Below are 16,220 nucleotides of genomic sequence, written 5' to 3' on the forward strand. Positions count from 1 at the left end.
CCAAGCCTCCTTCCGAACTGAACTTCACGTGGCGCAGCTTGAACAGACAGGTTTCGGGCAGGTGTCTGCGAATCGCTAGATCTTTTGTGTTGCAAGAGTTCTCGCGTTGACGGCAGAATATCTAGGTGAACCCCGCACCGGCGAGCGGTCTTCACCCTGCGCCCACGCCCGATGTGTGAGATTCTCTCGGTGCCCTAATCGCTTCTCCCTAAGGCGGTGTTCCGATGCCCAAGATCACTTCGCGCGACGGCGGTCGGCCCGTCCAACGCAGCGTGAATCCCATCATCGTTACCCGGCGCGGCAAGATCGCCCGCCTGGAATCCAGCCTCACCCCGCATGAGGCCCAGATCGAGGACCTGGTCTTTCTGCGAAACGTGTTGACCAAGGCCGATATCCCCTTCCTGCTGATCCGCAACCACAACAACCGGCCGGTGCTTGCCATCAACATCGAACTGCGCCCCGCGGTCGAGCGCGCGCTGGTGGCGGCCTGCGCCGCAGAACCGATGTACGCCAAAACAATTGATGAGCGTGGGATTGCTCCCATCCTGGTCACCACGGGCGGCCTGTCGCGGCTAGTCGATCCACGTATCGTGCGGTTGTATCGACGGCGGATTGCGCCGGGCGGATTTCGCTACGGCCCGGCGTTCGGTGTGGAAATGCAATTCTGGGCATTCGAGGAGACCGTCATTCGTTGTCCGATCGAGAACTCCCTTACCCGCAAAGTGCTGCCGCGAGAAGAAGTCATTCCGGCAACGGTCAAGCTGCATGGGTACAAGTGGCCGAGTCTTGAGGGCATGTTCACCCCACATGCCAGCGACGTGACGTTCGACATCGATCTGGTGTTCTCGTGGGTCGACGGTACTGATCCGGAGTTCCGGGCCCGGCGCGCGGCACAAATGTCGCAGCACGTGGTGGGTGAAGGTGACGACGCCGAGGCGCGGATCCGCCAAATCGATGAGTTGAAATACGCTTTGCGGTCGGTGAACATGTTTGCCCCGTGGATCCGCCGCATCTTCATTGCGACGGATTCGAACCCGCCGCCGTGGCTGGCCGAGCACCCAAAGATCACGATCGTTCCTGCTGAGGAGCACTTTTCGGATCGCGCGGCGTTGCCGACCTATAACTCGCACGCCGTGGAGAGCCAGCTGCACCACATCGCGGAACTGAGCGAGCACTTCTTGTACTCCAACGACGACATGTTCTTCGGCCGGCCCCTCAAGGCCAGCATGTTCTTCTCCCCGGGTGGGGTCACCAGGTTCATCGAAGCCAAGACCCGGATTGGGCTCGGCGCCAATGATCCCACGCGTAGCGGCTTTGAGAATGCGGCCCGGGTCAACCGGCAGCTGCTCTTCGACCGCTTCGGACAGGTGATAACCCGTCATCTCGAGCACACGGCGGTGCCGTTGCGCAAGAGCGTGCTAATCGAGATGGAGCGGGAGTTCCCGGATGAGTTCGCCCGCACGGCGGCCAGCGCGTTTCGCTCGGGTACCGACATCTCGGTGACAAATTCGCTCTACCACTACTACGCGTTGATGACCGGACGCGCCGTCCAGCAAGAAATGGCCAAGGTCCTCTACGTCGACACCACCAGCCAGGCGGGCCTTGGGCTACTTCCCGAGTTGCGCAAGCGACGCGAATACGACTTCTTCTGCCTCAACGACGGTAGCTTTCCCGAAGTCCCCGCGGCCGAGCGCGCCGAGCGAGTCGTCAGTTTCCTGGAGCGCTATTTCCCGATTCCGGCGCCCTGGGAGAAGGTCGCCGCGGACGTCAGTCGACAGGATTTCGCGGTGCCGACGATGTCAGCACCATCGGAGGGTGGCTGAATAGCGAATCGCGACGGGACGGTTCGATGAAAATGCCGCTTTCGGCGATTTGGCGTCGCGCCTGCCCGGGCGAGATAAAGGTGCCCACGGTTTCTCCGCCACCCAGGGGGATCACCGAGTGCACCACGGTGTCCGGATAGACGTGCACCAGGTTGCAACCTTGGGCGCCATCTCTGCCACGCGTTCCTCCGGCAGCAACGGTCAGGTCCTGGGTGTAGCAGGTCGCGGAGGCAACCGACACCGGGATTCCGACGAACGTGGCATTCGTGGAGTAGTGCAGGTGCCCGGCCAAGATGGCGCGAACGTCGCTCCCCTTGAGCACCCGCCCAATCCGAGCCTGGTCGCGCAGCTCCACCGTGACGGCCATGTCCAAGACGCTCGGAATCGGCGGATGATGCAACGCCAGAATGGTGCCGTCCGGAGCTGGCGTTGCCAACTCTTGCGCGAGCCAATCCAATTGGGAGGTGCGGATTTCACCGTAATGATGACCCGGCACCGAGGTATCCAAGGTGATGATGCGCAAACCGTCGATCATGCACACCTGGTCGAGCGGCGCCATCGAGGGCGCTTCGTCGAGCAAGAATCGACGCAGTTCGGCCCGGTCGTCGTGGTTGCCCATCACCCAGACGAGTTCGGCACCCAGCTGCGCCGCGAACGGCTCAACCAGGCCGCGCAGCTTGCGATATGCCTCCGGCTCGCCCTTATCGGCCAAATCACCAGTGAAGACGACCGCATCGGGACGTAACCCGGAGTCGTGCAACTGTTGGAGTATTTCGCCCAGCCGGTCGTCGGCGTCCACCGCCCCGTAGAGCGGGCGATCCCCTCCGATGAGATGTGTGTCGCTGATGTGTAAGAGAACGTAATCCGGCCGCGGATGTTCCGCGGCCCTAAGTCTGTGCACCTGAGGTGCCAACCCTCTCCATTGATCGGTTAGAACGGTGGCCCTCAAGTATAGCGGCGCTGCCGGCTAGAACCGCGCAGTTGTGAGCTGTTCCACGGTCACCGGCACCACGGCCCCGGTCCGTACGGCCGCGTTGCGGTATTTCAAACGCCGCTGGACCGTCACCGCGGCGAGGGCGCCGGCCTCGTTGATCGCCAGGTGCGTCAGGATCGGCGCCGCCAGGCTGCCGGACCGGTCGGCCAGCCAACCGAACAGCCAGCCGGCGATACCGGTGGCCAGCACGGTGGGTACCGGCGGCGCGCCCGTCGCGCGCGCGTCGGCGATGTGGGACAGACCGAAGGCGGCGGCTTGCAGTATTCGTCCACCAGCCGGACCGAAGGTCCCCGCGGCCACGGTGGCCAGCGCCCCGCGAAACGCGGCCTCCTCGGCCCACACCGTGCCGCCGGGTATCTGCCATCCCAGCCAGGCCGGTACCGACGCCGGCAACTCACGGGCCGACATCGACAGCCGCACCATCGGCACCGGTGTCGTTGCCGCGATCGCGGCCGCCGCCGCCGCCCCCGCCGCCGAGCCCAGCCGCAACCCCGCCCACAACCGCGGCGGCCAAAGGCCGAGCGGCGCCTGCGTGACCAGCACCAGCACCCCACCCAGACCGGCCTGCAGCGGCACCCGCCAGGGCGCCGGAAGCCGCGGGCCGACCAGGCTCCAGCCAACCAGGCCGGCGGCCAAAGACAGGGCGCGCAGCCGACTCATCCGAAGTATCGCGGCAGCACCCCCTCGGATGTCTCGCGTAGTTCCGCCAACGACACCGTGAACCAGCCCTGCACCTCAACCGCGTCGCACGCCGGATCGACGACGCCGATGCGAACCGCGGGCAATCCCCGCGCCTCACACATGGCCCGGAACCGGCTCTCCTCGGTGCGCGGGACGGCAACCAGCGCCCGCCCCGCCGACTCGGAAAACAGAAATGTGAACGGGCCGTCCGATTGAAATTCTTCGGGAACCACTATGCGGCAACCGGTTTCACCCGCCAACGCCGATTCCACGATGGCTTGGGCCAACCCACCTTCGGACAGGTCGTGCGCGGCGGACACCAGCCCGTCCCGAGATGCCGAACTCAGCACCTCGGCCAGCAGCTTCTCCCGCGCCAGATCGACCGCGGGCGGCAGCCCGCCCAGATGGTTGGCGGTCACCTGCGCCCACACCGACCCATCGAACTCGTCGCGGGTGTCGCCCAACAGCATCAGCGTCTCCCCCCCTCGGCGCCCAGCCCGGTGGGGATGCGCCGGCTCACGTCATCGATCACCCCGAGCACCCCAACCACCGGCGTCGGCAGAATAGCGGTCGGCCCGGTTTGGTTGTAGAAACTCACGTTGCCACCGGTTACCGGAATCCCCAGCGCCACACAGCCATCGGCCAGACCGCGGACCGCCTGGGCGAACTGCCACATCACCGAAGGATCTTCGGGTGAACCGAAGTTCAGGCAGTTGGTCACCGCGACCGGGGTGGCGCCGGTGACGGCAACATTGCGGTAGGCCTCGGCCAGCGCGAGTTGGGCGCCGGCGTAAGGATCCAGCAGCGTGTAGCGGCCCGACGCGTCGGTCGACAAGGCGATACCGCGCCCGGTCGACTCGTCGATGCGCAGCATGCCGCCGTCGGCGTGCTCGGCGAGCACCGTGTTGCCGCGCACATAGCGGTCGTACTGCTCGGTTATGAACGCGCGGCTGCACAGGTGCGGACTGCCAAGTAGCGCAAGCAAAGTCGCGCGGAGCTCGGCGCCGGTGACCGGCCGCGGCAGCCTGGTCGAGCGGTCGGCGTTGAGGGCGTCCTGTGTTTCGGGACGGGCCACCGGTCGCCGGTACACCGGACCTTCATGAGCCACGGTGCGCGGCGGCACGTCGACGACGGTCTCGCCGTGCCAGGTGATCCGTAGCCGGTCGCCGTCGGTGACCTCGCCGATCACCGTCGCCAGCACCTCCCACTTGCGGCACACCGCCAGAAAGGCGTCCACGTTGTCCGGGGCGACCACCGCGCACATCCGTTCCTGCGACTCGCTGCAGAGCACCTCGGCGGGTGTCATCTCCTTGGCTCGCAGCGGGACGGTGTCGAGTTGGACGGCCATGCCGCCGTCACCGGCAGATGCTAACTCCGATGTGGCGCAAGACAATCCGGCTCCGCCCAGGTCCTGGATGCCGATCACCAGTCCGCCCGCATAGAGCTCCAGACAGCACTCGATCAGCACCTTCTCCATGAATGGGTCGCCGACCTGCACCGAGGGCAGCTTCTTGCGGGCGGCGCCCGCGTCATCGCCGCCGCCAAAGGTGTCCGAGGCCAGCACCGACACCCCGCCAATGCCGTCCAGCCCGGTGCGCGCACCGAACAGGATTATCTTGTTGCCGGCGCCCGACGCGAACGCCAAATGCAAGTCTTCCTGCCGCAATACGCCCACACACAGCGCGTTGACCAATGGGTTGCCGGCGTAGCACGCATCGAATACGGTCTCGCCGCCGATGTTGGGCAGACCCAGCGAGTTGCCGTAGCCGCCGATACCGCGAACCACGCCGTCCAGCACGCGTCGGGTATCGGGGGCGTCGGCCGCGCCGAACCGCAGCTGGTCCATCACGGCCACCGGTCGCGCACCCATCGCCATGATGTCGCGGACGATGCCGCCGACCCCGGTGGCCGCGCCCTGATAGGGCTCGACGTAAGACGGGTGATTGTGCGATTCCACCTTGAAGGTGACGGCCCAGCCGTCGCCGATGTCGACGACGCCGGCGTTCTCGCCGATCCCGGCCAGCATGCCGGCGCGCATCTCGTCGGTGGTGGTCTCACCGAAGTAGCGCAGGTGGACCTTGGAGGATTTGTAGGAACAGTGCTCGCTCCACATCACCGAGTACATCGCCAGCTCGGTGTCGGTGGGCCGGCGGCCCAAGATCTGGCGGATTCGCTGGTACTCGTCGTCTTTGAGGCCCAACTCAGCAAACGGTTGCGGTTGGTCGGGGGTGGTCGCGGCATGTTCGACGGTGTCCAGCGCAGGCGTGATACGCGGCGTCTGGGCGAGCGGAGACGGCACGGAAGCAGTCTAGGCCCCAGTGCCTGCGGCCGCGTTTGCGCGGATAATCCAATGGGTAGTTCTGACCCCAGCAGAAAAAGTCGCAGCAACGAAACGATGGAGGGTGACCGATGACCACTGCATCCGCCGAAGTGACTGGCACCAGCGACCGAACCTACGACCTCATTTGGTTCACCGAGAAATGCTTGGAGAACGCGCTGCGCTTGGACACCTACATCCGCGACGCCGAGCGCGAGGGTGACCACGAGTTGGCCGAGCTGTTCCGCAAGGGGCAGGCCGACAGCCGCAAGGGCGCCGAGATGGCAAAGCGGCTGCTCGCCCAGCGGATCACCTAACCGGCTACCGACGCACGGCCGTCGTCCACCGCACGCCGGGCGGGGCGGTCAGCTGGTGGTGCTCAAAATGGAACCATGTCCCGTCACTGGCCGCTGTTCGAATTGCGCATCACCACCCCGCGGCTACAGCTGCAGGTGCCCACGGAGGAGTTGTGTGACCAGCTCATCGACACGATCCTGGACGGGGTCCACGATCCCGACCGAATGCCATTCTCGGTCCCGTGGACGCGCGCGCCCCGCGAGCAGCTTCCGTTCAACACGCTGTCGCACGTCTGGCAGCAACTCGCCCGGTTCAAACCGCAGGACTGGGAGCTGCCGCTGGCCGTCGTGGTCGACGGGATGGCCGTCGGCGTGCAGTCCCTGATTGCCAAGAACTTTCCCCTCACCCGCGAGGTGGACTCCGGATCGTGGCTCGGGCTGCGCTACCAAGGCCGCGGCTACGGAACCGAGATGCGCGCTGCCGCATTGCATTTCGCGTACTCCGAGCTCGGCGCCCAGGTGGCGACCTCGGCGTCGTTCGTCGACAACCCGGCCTCCATCGCGGTATCGCGTCGCATCGGTTACCAAGACAACGGTGTGGACCGCGTGGGGCGCGACGGCGTCATGGTTGAGCAGTTGCGGTTCCGGCTAACCCGCGACGATTGGCAGCGGCATCGCCCCGTCGAAGTGCAAGTGGAAGGTTTCGACCGCTGCCGACCGCTGTTCGGGCTCGGTTACTGAGCCACCACGCAAAACGCGTTGCCCTCGGGGTCGGCCAACACGACCCAGCGGAATTCCTCGCCGAACCGGTGCCGGCCGACTTCGGTGGCGCCCGCCGCCATCAGCCGCGATACCTCCGCGTCCATATCGGCAGCGGCGAAGTCGAGGTGCAGGCGGTTCTTACCGGGAGTGGGATCGGGCACCCGCTGGAATCCGAGCTGAGGCCCTTCGGATCGGGCCACCGTAACGAACTCACCGGGCATCAGCTCGCGCGTCGTACCGCCGAACTGCTCGGCCCACCAGCCGGCCAACTTCGCGGGATCGCTGCAGTCGAACGTGACCATCTCTATGTTGAGCGCCATATGCCGGACCCTATGCTTGCGCGCAAAGAAACGCCCGCAACGCCGCCGAGTAGGCGGCCACGTCGTGAGCGCCCATCAATTCACGCGCGGAGTGCATCGCCAGCTGGGCCGCACCGACGTCGACGGTGGGGATTCCGGTCCGAGCCGACGCCAGCGGCCCGATCGTCGACCCGCACGGCAGGTCGGCGCGGTGCTCGTAGTGCTGCAGCGGCACTCCGGCCTGCTGGCAGGCCAGCGCGAAGGCCGCGGCGGTGCGTCCGTCGGTGGCGTACCGCAGATTCGGGTGCACCTTGAGCACCGGCCCCGCGTTGGCCTCGATCAGATGACCGGGCTCGTGACGGTCCGGGTAGTTGGGGTGCGTGGCGTGTGCCATGTCGGCTGAGGCCAACAGCGAGGCGGGCAGCCGCCGCAGGAAGTCTTCCCGGCTGCCGCCGGCCGCCAGCACGATGCGTTCCAGCACGGAGGTCAGCAGGTTGGACTGCGCGCCGTGGTCCGAGGCCGAACCGACCTCCTCGTGGTCGAAGACCACCAGCACGGGCAGGTAGCCGCGCGACGCCGAATCCACGTCCAATGCCAGCAATGCCTCCATCCCCGCGTAGCAACTGGCCTGGTTGTCCAGCCGCGGCGCGCTCAGCAGGCCAGCGGTGCCGTTGACCTCGGCACCGATCACCGCCGACGGGGTCAGATCATGGGTCATCAGATCGGCGGCCAGCACATCGGACACCGGAATCCCGGCGCGCTGCGCGACGTAGTCGACAAAGGACGCGGCGCGCTCGCCGACGCCCCACACCGCGTTGACATGTCGCTGCGGATCCAGCGTGAGCGACTTGCGGTCGTCGGCCAAGTGAATCGCCAGCTGCGGCACCCGCAGGATCGGATCGTCAATCCGGACCAGCCGGTGAGAGACCCCATTAAGCCCCTGGTCGTCCCGCACCGAAAGGCGCCCGCTGATGCCCAGATCGCGATCCAGCCAGGAGTTCAGCAACACCGACCCGTACGGCTGCAGCGCCACCACCTGCCAGCCGGCGACCACTCGATCCGGGTTCTGCTTGACCCGCAGGTTGGGGCTGTCGGTATGGGCACCGACGATCCGGAACGGGGCTTGCGCCCTCCCGGGCTGCTCGGAGTTCCAAGCCACCAGCGAGCCGGCCCGGACGGTGAAGTACCGGCCCGGTTCCTCCGGCCAGCGATCCGTTTCGCTGAGTTCGAGGTAACCGGCGCGCAGCAGCCGTCGGGCCACCGTCGCGCAGACGTGGAACGGCGACGGGGACGCGTCGATGAATTCGCACAGGCCGAGTGCCGTGGCCACCATGTAGCCATGTTTAGCATCACCGGAATTGCCGGGACGTTAGGGTCGTGGCTGTGCCTGCCGTCTCTCCGCAGCCGATTCTGGCGCCCTTGACGCCGGCCGCGATATTCCTGGTCGCCACCATCGGCGCCGGCGGCGAGGCGACGGTGCACGACGCACTGTCCGAGGTGTCCAGCCTGGTGCGCGCGATCGGTTTCCGTGACCCGACGAAGCGCTTGTCCGTGGTCGCCTCGATCGGGTCCGACGCCTGGGACCGCTTGTTCGCCGGACCCCGACCCACCGAATTGCATCCGTTCGTCGAGCTGACCGGACCGCGGCATACCGCCCCGGCCACGCCCGGTGATCTGTTGTTCCACATCCGGGCCGAGACCATGGACGTGTGCTTCGAGTTGGCCGGCCGCATTCTCAAGTCAATGGGCGATGCGGTGACGGTTGTCGACGAAGTGCACGGCTTCCGGTTTTTCGACAACCGGGATCTGCTGGGCTTTGTCGATGGGACCGAAAACCCAAGTGGCCCAATCGCCATCAAGGCCACCACGATCGGTGACGAGGATCCGACCTTCGCCGGCTCGTGCTATGTGCACGTGCAGAAGTATGTGCACGATATGGCGTCGTGGGAATCCCTCTCGGTCACCGAGCAGGAGCGAGTGATCGGCCGGACCAAGCTCGACGACATCGAGCTCGACGACAACGCGAAGCCGACCAACTCACACGTAGCGCTCAACGTCATCACCGACGACGAGGGCACCGAGCTGAAGATCGTGCGACACAACATGCCGTTCGGCGAAGTCGGCAAGGGCGAGTACGGCACGTACTTCATCGGATATTCCCGCACCCCAGCGGTCACCGAGCAGATGCTGTGCAACATGTTTCTCGGCGATCCGCCCGGCAACACCGACCGGGTGCTGGACTTTTCCACCGCGGTGACCGGCGGACTGTTCTTCTCCCCCACCGTCGAATTTCTCGACGATCCACCGCCCCTACCGCAGGCGGCGACGCCGGCCCTGGCCGTCGTTCCGGCTCCTGACGACGGGTCACTCGCGATCGGCAGCCTGAAAGGAACCTCCCGATGAACAATCTTTACCGCGATCTGGCTCCGGTCACCGAAGCCGCCTGGGCCGAAATCGAATTGGAGGCAACCCGCACGTTCAAGCGCCACATCGCCGGGCGCCGGGTGGTCGATGTCAGCGAGCCCGGAGGGCCGGTCACCGCGGCGGTCAGCACCGGCCGGCTGATCGATGTGAAAGCACCCACCGACGGCGTGATCGCCCACCTGCGGGCTAGCAAACCCCTTGTCCGGCTGCGGGTTCCGTTCACCCTGTCCCGCGACGAAATCGATGACGTCGAACGTGGTTCCAACGACTCCGATTGGGAACCGGTCAAGGACGCCGCCAAAAAGCTGGCCTTCGTCGAAGACCGCACAATTTTCGAGGGCTACGGCGCCGCGTCAATCGAAGGGATCCGCAGCGCTAGTTCGAACCCGGCGTTGACGCTGCCCGAGGATCCGCGGGAAATCCCCGATGTCATCTCCCAGGCGTTGTCCGAACTGCGGTTGGCCGGCGTGGACGGACCGTATTCGGTGCTGCTCTCCGCTGACGTCTACACCAAGGTCAGCGAGACTTCCGATCACGGCTATCCCATCCGCGAGCACCTGAACCGGCTGGTCGACGGGGACATAATCTGGGCCCCGGCCATCGACGGCGCGTTCGTGCTGACCACGCGCGGCGGCGACTTCGACCTACAGCTGGGCACCGACGTGTCGATTGGTTACCTCAGCCATGACGCCGACACCGTGCGGCTCTATCTTCAGGAGACCCTGACGTTTTTGTGCTACACCGCCGAGGCGTCGGTCGCGCTGAGCGCCTGAGCGTTCTGCCGCGTGATCTTGGCTGAGCACGGGGATTTTCGGGTTGACGCGTTTGCGCCGCGCGTTTCGGATACTCCCGCCGCCCGCCCCCGGCTCCGTCATCGCCTACGGTGCGCCGAATAGCGATGCCGGCATCGAGCTGGATCGGGGATTTCGGCGAGTTCCCCCTGGTTCCCGATGCGGACCTGCGCAAGCACTCGGGGATGCCGTTGCACAAGCCACCCGCTGGCCCCGGCCGAAGCTTACCGATGGAAGAAGCCCGACCCCCTATCGCTCGAGTCGTAACACCCGAGCCCCCGAAGCCCGAGTTGTTGGAGCCCGAACTATCGTCGTCGGCGTCGGTAAGACCCGAGGGCATTTTTCCCCTGGTTGAACAATCCCGAGGTGCCGGTGCCCAGGTACCCGGAGCGGGGGCAGGGGCCGACGCCGAGCCGGGTCCTCAACCCCGAAGCAACGCCTGCGGCCAGCCAGGGCTGCGGCTCGGCGAGGGCCTCGACTGGACAGGTGTTGTGCACCGTGAGTGCGCGAGAGCATCAGGGCGCTCGCGGGTTTGGCGCGCAGTACCCATCCGTGTGTGAACAGCGGCGCTAACGCCTGCCCCATCCGCCCGGTCACATCCGCACCCACCCGGCCGGTTGCTAGCCGGCAAGCAGAGAGCCAGCGTCGCCGAGGGGGCTTGATCGCGGATCCGTGAACTGCTCCACAGAGCCCGCCCAGCGCGCGCAAAAGCGTAGGTTCCCTACTGTAGGCTACCCTATAGTAGGGGGCCTAACTATGTACGGAGGCTGCGATGCCGGATGTGGTAATTGTCGATGCGGTGCGGACACCGTTCGGTAAGCGCAATGGCGTACTCGCCGGAATGCATTCGGTGGAACTGCTGGGCCTGGTACAGCGGAAGTTACTCGAACGCGCCGGGCTCGCCCCTGCTGACGTTGACCAGGTGGTGACCGGGTGCGTGGGCCAGGTTGGTATGCAGGCCTTCAACATTGGTCGCGGCGCCTGGCTCACCGCTGGCCTGCCGATCCAGGTACCCGCAACTACCATCGACACCCAATGCGGGTCCTCTCAGCAGGCGGTGAACCTCGCGCATGCACTCGTTTCCTCGGGCGCCGCCAAAGCGGTCGTGGCGTGCGGAGTCGAGGTGATGAGCACCGTGAAGATGGGCTCGACGGTGCCTCGCGACGGCAGCTTGGGCAAGCCCGTGACACGCAACTATTGGAAGCATCACGAATACACCAGCCAGTTCGAAGCCGCCGAGCGTATGGCCGAGAAGTGGGGCATCAGCCGCTCCGATGCGGACGCCTTCGGCAAGCTGTCTCAGGACCGCGCTGGCGCGGCGCAGGCCAACGGTGCGTTCGATACGCAGCTGGTCGAAGTCACCGCGCCAACCCTGGGTGAGGACAACGTTCCGACGGGGGAGACGCATCTCGTAACCAGAGATGAAGGAGTTAGGGAAACTTCGCTTGAAAAGCTTGCCATGCTCACGCCGTCGGGCCGCGAGAACGGCGTGCATACCGCGGGTAGCTCGTCGCAGATTTCCGACGGAGCGTCGGCGGTGCTGCTAATGTCCGCCGAGGCCGCGGCGGCGGTCGGCCTTACACCGATGGCCAAGGTGGTAGGCACCGCATTGATTGGGTCGGACCCGGTACTGATGCTGACCGGCCCGATCGACGCGACCCGCCGACTGCTGGGCACTCACGGCCTCAAGATGTCCGATATCGATGTCGTGGAGATAAACGAGGCGTTCGCCTCGGTCGTGCTCGCCTGGGAACGCGAACTGTCTGCGGACATGGCCCGGGTCAACCCCAACGGCGGAGCCATCGCGATGGGTCACCCTCTCGGGGCGACCGGAGCCGCGCTGGTGGCCAAGTCCGTGCACGAACTGGTGCGCGGCGGCGGCGAGCACGCGCTGGTCACCATGTGCTGCGGTGGCGGCTTGGGCACCGGCACTCTGCTGCAACGCATTTGAAGGCTCTGCGATGGCTGACTATGGCGTGAGATGCTAATGGCCGGGGATCACGAACTTGACGCGCCGCCATGGCGTCGGGTCGACGGCACCCTGATGGCCACCGCGCGCGGCGTCCGCAAGGCCTATGACCACGTCTTGGCCGATGTCGGACTGACTCTGCCTGAGGCCAGCCTGCTGGCGTACCTGGACGAGATCGAGCCGCAATCGCAGACCCAACTGGCACGACGGCTCGGTTCGGGACGAGCGGTGATGGGAGATCGCATCGATACCCTGGAGGCCAGGGGTGCCGTCTCGCGTCAGCCCGACCCCAACGATCGCCGGGTCTGGCTGGTGCACATCACCGACACGGGCCAGCAGCTGGTGGCCACCATCAACGAACTCGACCGCGTTCTGCGCGAACAACTTCGAGCGGGTCTATCCCGCGAGGACCGACATCGCCTGGCAGCCATCCTGATTCAGATCCAACAGAATCTTGTCGCGATCGCGGCAGCGAATGGCACCGACATGGAGGACCAATGAACGAGCCGGCACCGGAGCCTGCGGTCCCGACTGAGATCAACGAACAGGGCCTGGTGATCACGCTGAACCGTCCCGACGCGCGCAACGCGATCAACGGCGCGGAGGTGACCGGCGTGCTGGGCGCCGTCGCCCGGCCTGACCACGACAACGCATCGTCGGTGTTCGAGTTTCAGAAACCGTTGGTCAAGAAGGTATTTCGGTCGCAGGACGCCAAAGAGGGACCGCGCGCGTTTGCCGAGATGCGTAGGCGGCGCAGGACCGCGTCCTGAATCGTCACCGGTGCGGTCACCAATCGAGAGGAACTGTGATGTTGCGTTGGACCGAGGAACAGATGATGTACCGGCGGGCGGTACGACAGTTCGTGGAGAAGGTGGTGGCCCCGGCGCGGGAGGCGCTGGAGTTCGAGGGGTTGCCGCCATACGACATCTTGCGGCGCTTCTACAAAGAATTCGGTGTTGGCGAGAGCGCAATGCAGCGGTTCGAGGCGTCGCTTTCGGGTGGTCCCAGACCACCCCGCAATGCGGCTGAAAAGCTGATCCCGCTAGTCGAATTCGCCCGATGGTGCCCCGGGCTCGCGGTGGCTCTCGGGACGAGCATCGACCTGACCGCGGGCGCCATCCTGCGCGCAGGGACGCTAGAACAGAAGCGCCGCTGGGTTCCCGACCTGCTGACGCTGAAAAAGATCGGCGCCTGGGCAATCACCGAGCCCGGATCGGGATCCGATGCCTACGGCGGGATGCGCTCGACCGCAAGCCCCGTCGACGGTGGCTACCTGCTCAACGGGAGCAAGACGTTCATCAGCAACGGTCCTTATGCCGACACACTGGTGTTCATCTGCAAGCTGGACGATGGCTCGGGCACCCCGCACCGGCAGCGGCCCATCCTTACCTTTGTCTTGGACAGCGGCATGCCCGGGTTGGTGCAGAGCAAACCATTGCGCAAGATGGGTCAACACTCGTCACCGACCGGCGAACTGCACCTGCAGGACGTCTTCGTCGAAGCCGACCGATTGCTGCCCGGACCCGAACCTGCCACTGACATCCCGGAACCCAAGAACAGAGGCAGTTCCGGAGCCACTTCAACCTTCGCGATGGAGCGCGCCAGCATCGCCGCGTCGGCGTTGGGCATCATCGAACGCTGCCTGGAACTGTCGGTCGACTATGCCCGCACACGGGTCCAGTTCGGTAAGCCGATCGGCGATTTCCAGCTGATCCAGCTCAAACTCGCCAAGATGGAGGTCGCGCGCCTCAACACGGAAAACCTGCTGCTGCAGTATATGGCGATGGCGGATGCCGGAGTGCGACCCAGCCTGGCCGAGGCCTCGGCTGTGAAGCTCTATGCCGGTCAGGCCGCGATGGAGGTCGCCCTTGATGCTGTGCAGGTGTTCGGTGGCAACGGCTACATGTCGGAGAACCACGTCGAACAGCTGTGCCGCGACGCCAAGGTGCTCCAGATCTACGGTGGGACCGACGAGATCCAGGTCCGCACCATCGCCCGCGACCTGATCGCCGCGCGCGGCTAAGAAACAGGCAAGCGGAAGTCGCTGAGGAAAACGAGGCCGCCGACGCGCCCAACTCGGCGGCCAACGCGTCTCAGGCACCGGCAGCGGCCAGCATTGGTTGCGACCCGGCTCCGGCGAACATCAACGCCGAGTTGACCTCTGGGGGCAGCATCGCGAAATTTGGCAGCATCACGACTCCTCGACATGCGCCCACCGCAGCAACCACCTGCGCGGTGACTGCACCAACATTTGCCCTACCGGCACCGGATCGTAGCGAAATCGGCAAACCGCTGGTACCCGCTATTGGTTCGGCGGGCGGCCCGCGCCATGGCGCGCGTAGCGTCACCGGAGGAGTCAACCGAAGGGATCCTTGACATGACAGCGGCCCCACAGGAACAACCACCAACGGCGACACCCGACGTGGTGGTGCTTGGCGCGGGACCTGTTGGACAGAATGTCGCTGACCGTGCCCGGGCCGACGGCCTGCGCGTCGCCGTGGTCGAACGCGAACTCGTCGGGGGTGAATGCTCGTATTGGGCATGTGTGCCCAGCAAAGCATTGTTGCGCCCGGTTATCGCCATCTCCGACGCCCGACGAGTCGACGGCGCACGCGAAGCGGTCGATGGTTCCATCGGCGTTGCCGGCGTCTTCGGCCGCCGCGACCGCTACGTGAGCAACTGGGACGACACCGGCCAGGCCGACTGGGTGAGCGGAATCGGTGCGACGCTAATCCGTGGTCATGGGCGGTTGAACGGTCCGCGCCGGGTCGTCGTTTCCACGTCGAGCGGCCAGCACGTGGCGCTAACGGCCCGGCATGCCGTCGTCATCTGCACCGGAAGCCGGCCCGCACTCCCCGAACTGCCCGGGATCGCCGAAGCCCGGCCATGGACCAATCGCCAAGCCACCGCCAGTAGTACGGTGCCCGACCGGCTGGCCATTGTCGGTGGCGGCGGCGTGGGCGTCGAGATGGCAACCGCCTGGCAAGGATTGGGCGCGTCGGTGACGCTGCTGGCTCGGGGGGCTCGGCTGCTGCCCCGAATGGAACCGTTTGTCGGCGAACTCGTCGGCCGGGGACTCGCCGCCGCCGGCGTCGACGTCCGCGTCGGAGTATCGGTACGCGGGCTCCGTCGACCCGATCCCGGTGGGCCGGTGGTCCTCGACCTGAACTCCGATCTCGATGGCACCGCGCTGGAGGTCGACGAGGTACTCTTCGCGACCGGCCGCGCACCGCACACCGACGACATCGGCCTACAGACAGTGGGACTGACGCCGGGCAGCTGGCTGGACGTCGATGACACCTGTGCCGTGCACGGTGTCGAGGGCGGGTGGCTCTATGCCGCCGGCGACGTCAATCATCGCGCCCTGCTAACCCACCAAGGCAAATACCAGGCCCGGATCGCCGGCGCCGCCATCGGCGCCCGTGCCGCCCGACGTCCGCTGGACACCACGCCGTGGGGCGCGCATGCGACCACCGCCGATCAGGACGCGGTGCCGCAGGCGTTCTTCACCGATCCCGAAGCCGCCGCGGTGGGACTGACCAGCGAACAGGCCGCGCAGACCGGTCACCGGGTGAAGACGGTCGACGTCGAAATCGGCGATGTCGTTACGGGAGCCAAGCTCTTCGCCGACGGATATACCGGTCGGGCGCGCATGGTGGTCGACGTCGATCGGGGCCACCTGCTGGGCGTGACCATGGTCGGCCCGGGCGCCACCGAGCTACTGCATTCGGCCACCATCGCCGTCGCCGGGCGAGTGCCCATCGATCGCTTGTGGCACGCCATACCATGCTTCCCGACGATCAGTGAACTGTGGCTGAGACTTCTTGAAGCCTATCGAGATTCGGTTTATCTGCTGGTGTAGCC

The 16,220-nt window shown here is 65.9% G+C and carries 14 protein-coding genes and 2 pseudogenes; 10 read left to right on the plus strand and 6 right to left on the minus strand.

The genetic code is table 11. The annotated features are described in order from the left end of the window. Positions 1-224 precede the first annotated feature (224 nt). On the plus strand, positions 225-1,823 hold the full coding sequence (locus tag AADZ55_RS20355; RefSeq protein WP_085326699.1) for a stealth family protein: 1,599 nt from the start codon (positions 225-227) through the stop codon (positions 1,821-1,823). Here the strand turns inward: AADZ55_RS20355 and AADZ55_RS20360 are convergent. The 3 genes and pseudogenes from AADZ55_RS20360 to purL form a co-directional block, all read right to left on the minus strand. Beyond that, entirely contained in the window at positions 1,768-2,724 is a 957-nt protein-coding gene (locus AADZ55_RS20360) for a phosphodiesterase (protein WP_085326700.1), read from the minus strand. The two genes, AADZ55_RS20355 and AADZ55_RS20360, sit on opposite strands and share 56 nt — an antisense overlap. 66 nt (positions 2,725-2,790) lie before the next feature. Continuing rightward, positions 2,791-3,477, minus strand: a complete 687-nt coding sequence (locus AADZ55_RS20365; RefSeq protein ID WP_341286233.1) for a CPBP family intramembrane glutamic endopeptidase — start codon at positions 3,475-3,477, stop codon at positions 2,791-2,793. Then, positions 3,474-5,767 (minus strand): annotated as a pseudogene (gene purL, locus AADZ55_RS20370) (phosphoribosylformylglycinamidine synthase subunit PurL). Before purL ends, AADZ55_RS20365 begins: the two are co-directional and overlap by 4 nt. A gap of 140 nt (positions 5,768-5,907) precedes the next feature. Here purL and AADZ55_RS20375 point away from each other — a divergent pair. Together AADZ55_RS20375 and AADZ55_RS20380 are read left to right on the plus strand one after the other, a co-directional pair. Next, on the plus strand, positions 5,908-6,132 hold the full coding sequence (locus AADZ55_RS20375; protein WP_085326710.1) for a hypothetical protein: 225 nt from the start codon (positions 5,908-5,910) through the stop codon (positions 6,130-6,132). A gap of 75 nt (positions 6,133-6,207) precedes the next feature. Next, positions 6,208-6,852 (plus strand): GNAT family N-acetyltransferase, encoded by a 645-nt coding sequence (locus tag AADZ55_RS20380; RefSeq protein ID WP_085326711.1) that lies wholly within the window; start codon positions 6,208-6,210, stop codon positions 6,850-6,852. On the opposite strand, the gene AADZ55_RS20385 is transcribed toward AADZ55_RS20380, so the two are convergent. After that, positions 6,846-7,193 (minus strand): VOC family protein, encoded by a 348-nt coding sequence (locus tag AADZ55_RS20385; RefSeq protein WP_085326712.1) that lies wholly within the window; start codon positions 7,191-7,193, stop codon positions 6,846-6,848. The two genes, AADZ55_RS20380 and AADZ55_RS20385, sit on opposite strands and share 7 nt — an antisense overlap. 10 nt (positions 7,194-7,203) lie before the next feature. After that, positions 7,204-8,505, minus strand: coding sequence for a M18 family aminopeptidase (locus AADZ55_RS20390; RefSeq protein ID WP_085326713.1), 1,302 nt, complete (start codon positions 8,503-8,505; stop codon positions 7,204-7,206). Between the two features lie 44 nt (positions 8,506-8,549). On the opposite strand from AADZ55_RS20390, the gene AADZ55_RS20395 reads away from it, so the two are divergent. The 6 genes from AADZ55_RS20395 to AADZ55_RS20420 all read left to right on the plus strand — a co-directional run bounded on the left by AADZ55_RS20395 (position 8,550) and on the right by AADZ55_RS20420 (position 14,379). Beyond that, the gene (locus AADZ55_RS20395) at positions 8,550-9,575 is read left to right on the plus strand and encodes a Dyp-type peroxidase (RefSeq protein ID WP_085326714.1); all 1,026 of its coding nucleotides are present in this window, start codon (positions 8,550-8,552) and stop codon (positions 9,573-9,575) included. Beyond that, positions 9,572-10,369, plus strand: a complete 798-nt coding sequence (locus AADZ55_RS20400; protein ID WP_085326715.1) for a family 1 encapsulin nanocompartment shell protein — start codon at positions 9,572-9,574, stop codon at positions 10,367-10,369. The genes AADZ55_RS20395 and AADZ55_RS20400 overlap by 4 nt, the downstream gene beginning before the upstream one ends. Before the next feature lie 790 nt (positions 10,370-11,159). After that, the gene (locus AADZ55_RS20405; protein WP_085326716.1) at positions 11,160-12,338 is read left to right on the plus strand and encodes an acetyl-CoA C-acyltransferase; all 1,179 of its coding nucleotides are present in this window, start codon (positions 11,160-11,162) and stop codon (positions 12,336-12,338) included. Positions 12,339-12,374: 36 nt separating this feature from the next. Further along, positions 12,375-12,857 (plus strand): MarR family winged helix-turn-helix transcriptional regulator, encoded by a 483-nt coding sequence (locus AADZ55_RS20410; RefSeq protein ID WP_165759442.1) that lies wholly within the window; start codon positions 12,375-12,377, stop codon positions 12,855-12,857. Continuing rightward, positions 12,854-13,126: a hypothetical protein gene (locus AADZ55_RS20415; RefSeq protein WP_085326718.1), complete on the plus strand. Its 273-nt coding sequence runs from the start codon at positions 12,854-12,856 to the stop codon at positions 13,124-13,126. Before AADZ55_RS20410 ends, AADZ55_RS20415 begins: the two co-directional genes overlap by 4 nt. A gap of 38 nt (positions 13,127-13,164) precedes the next feature. Then, positions 13,165-14,379, plus strand: coding sequence for an acyl-CoA dehydrogenase family protein (locus tag AADZ55_RS20420; RefSeq protein ID WP_085326719.1), 1,215 nt, complete (start codon positions 13,165-13,167; stop codon positions 14,377-14,379). Between the two features lie 73 nt (positions 14,380-14,452). Here AADZ55_RS20420 and AADZ55_RS23645 read toward each other — a convergent pair. Continuing rightward, positions 14,453-14,548: pseudogene (locus AADZ55_RS23645) on the minus strand (PPE domain-containing protein); the annotation flags it as partial. A gap of 185 nt (positions 14,549-14,733) precedes the next feature. Between AADZ55_RS23645 and AADZ55_RS20430 the strand changes: the two are divergent. Beyond that, positions 14,734-16,218: a dihydrolipoyl dehydrogenase family protein gene (locus tag AADZ55_RS20430; protein WP_085326757.1), complete on the plus strand. Its 1,485-nt coding sequence runs from the start codon at positions 14,734-14,736 to the stop codon at positions 16,216-16,218. Positions 16,219-16,220: the final 2 nt, after the last annotated feature.

Source organism: Mycobacterium decipiens, assembly GCF_963853665.1.
Classification (GTDB): Bacteria; Actinomycetota; Actinomycetes; order Mycobacteriales; family Mycobacteriaceae; genus Mycobacterium; species Mycobacterium decipiens.

Coding starts and splice junctions, on each gene's coding strand:
- AADZ55_RS20355 (WP_085326699.1), top strand. CDS start 225: ATGCCCAAGATCACTTCGCGCGACGGCGGTCGGCCCGTCCAACGCAGC.
- AADZ55_RS20365 (WP_341286233.1), bottom strand. CDS start 3,477: ATGAGTCGGCTGCGCGCCCTGTCTTTGGCCGCCGGCCTGGTTGGCTGG.
- AADZ55_RS20375 (WP_085326710.1), top strand. CDS start 5,908: ATGACCACTGCATCCGCCGAAGTGACTGGCACCAGCGACCGAACCTAC.
- AADZ55_RS20380 (WP_085326711.1), top strand. CDS start 6,208: ATGTCCCGTCACTGGCCGCTGTTCGAATTGCGCATCACCACCCCGCGG.
- AADZ55_RS20385 (WP_085326712.1), bottom strand. CDS start 7,193: ATGGCGCTCAACATAGAGATGGTCACGTTCGACTGCAGCGATCCCGCG.
- AADZ55_RS20390 (WP_085326713.1), bottom strand. CDS start 8,505: ATGGTGGCCACGGCACTCGGCCTGTGCGAATTCATCGACGCGTCCCCG.
- AADZ55_RS20400 (WP_085326715.1), top strand. CDS start 9,572: ATGAACAATCTTTACCGCGATCTGGCTCCGGTCACCGAAGCCGCCTGG.
- AADZ55_RS20405 (WP_085326716.1), top strand. CDS start 11,160: ATGCCGGATGTGGTAATTGTCGATGCGGTGCGGACACCGTTCGGTAAG.
- AADZ55_RS20410 (WP_165759442.1), top strand. CDS start 12,375: ATGGCCGGGGATCACGAACTTGACGCGCCGCCATGGCGTCGGGTCGAC.
- AADZ55_RS20415 (WP_085326718.1), top strand. CDS start 12,854: ATGAACGAGCCGGCACCGGAGCCTGCGGTCCCGACTGAGATCAACGAA.
- AADZ55_RS20420 (WP_085326719.1), top strand. CDS start 13,165: ATGTTGCGTTGGACCGAGGAACAGATGATGTACCGGCGGGCGGTACGA.
- AADZ55_RS20430 (WP_085326757.1), top strand. CDS start 14,734: ATGACAGCGGCCCCACAGGAACAACCACCAACGGCGACACCCGACGTG.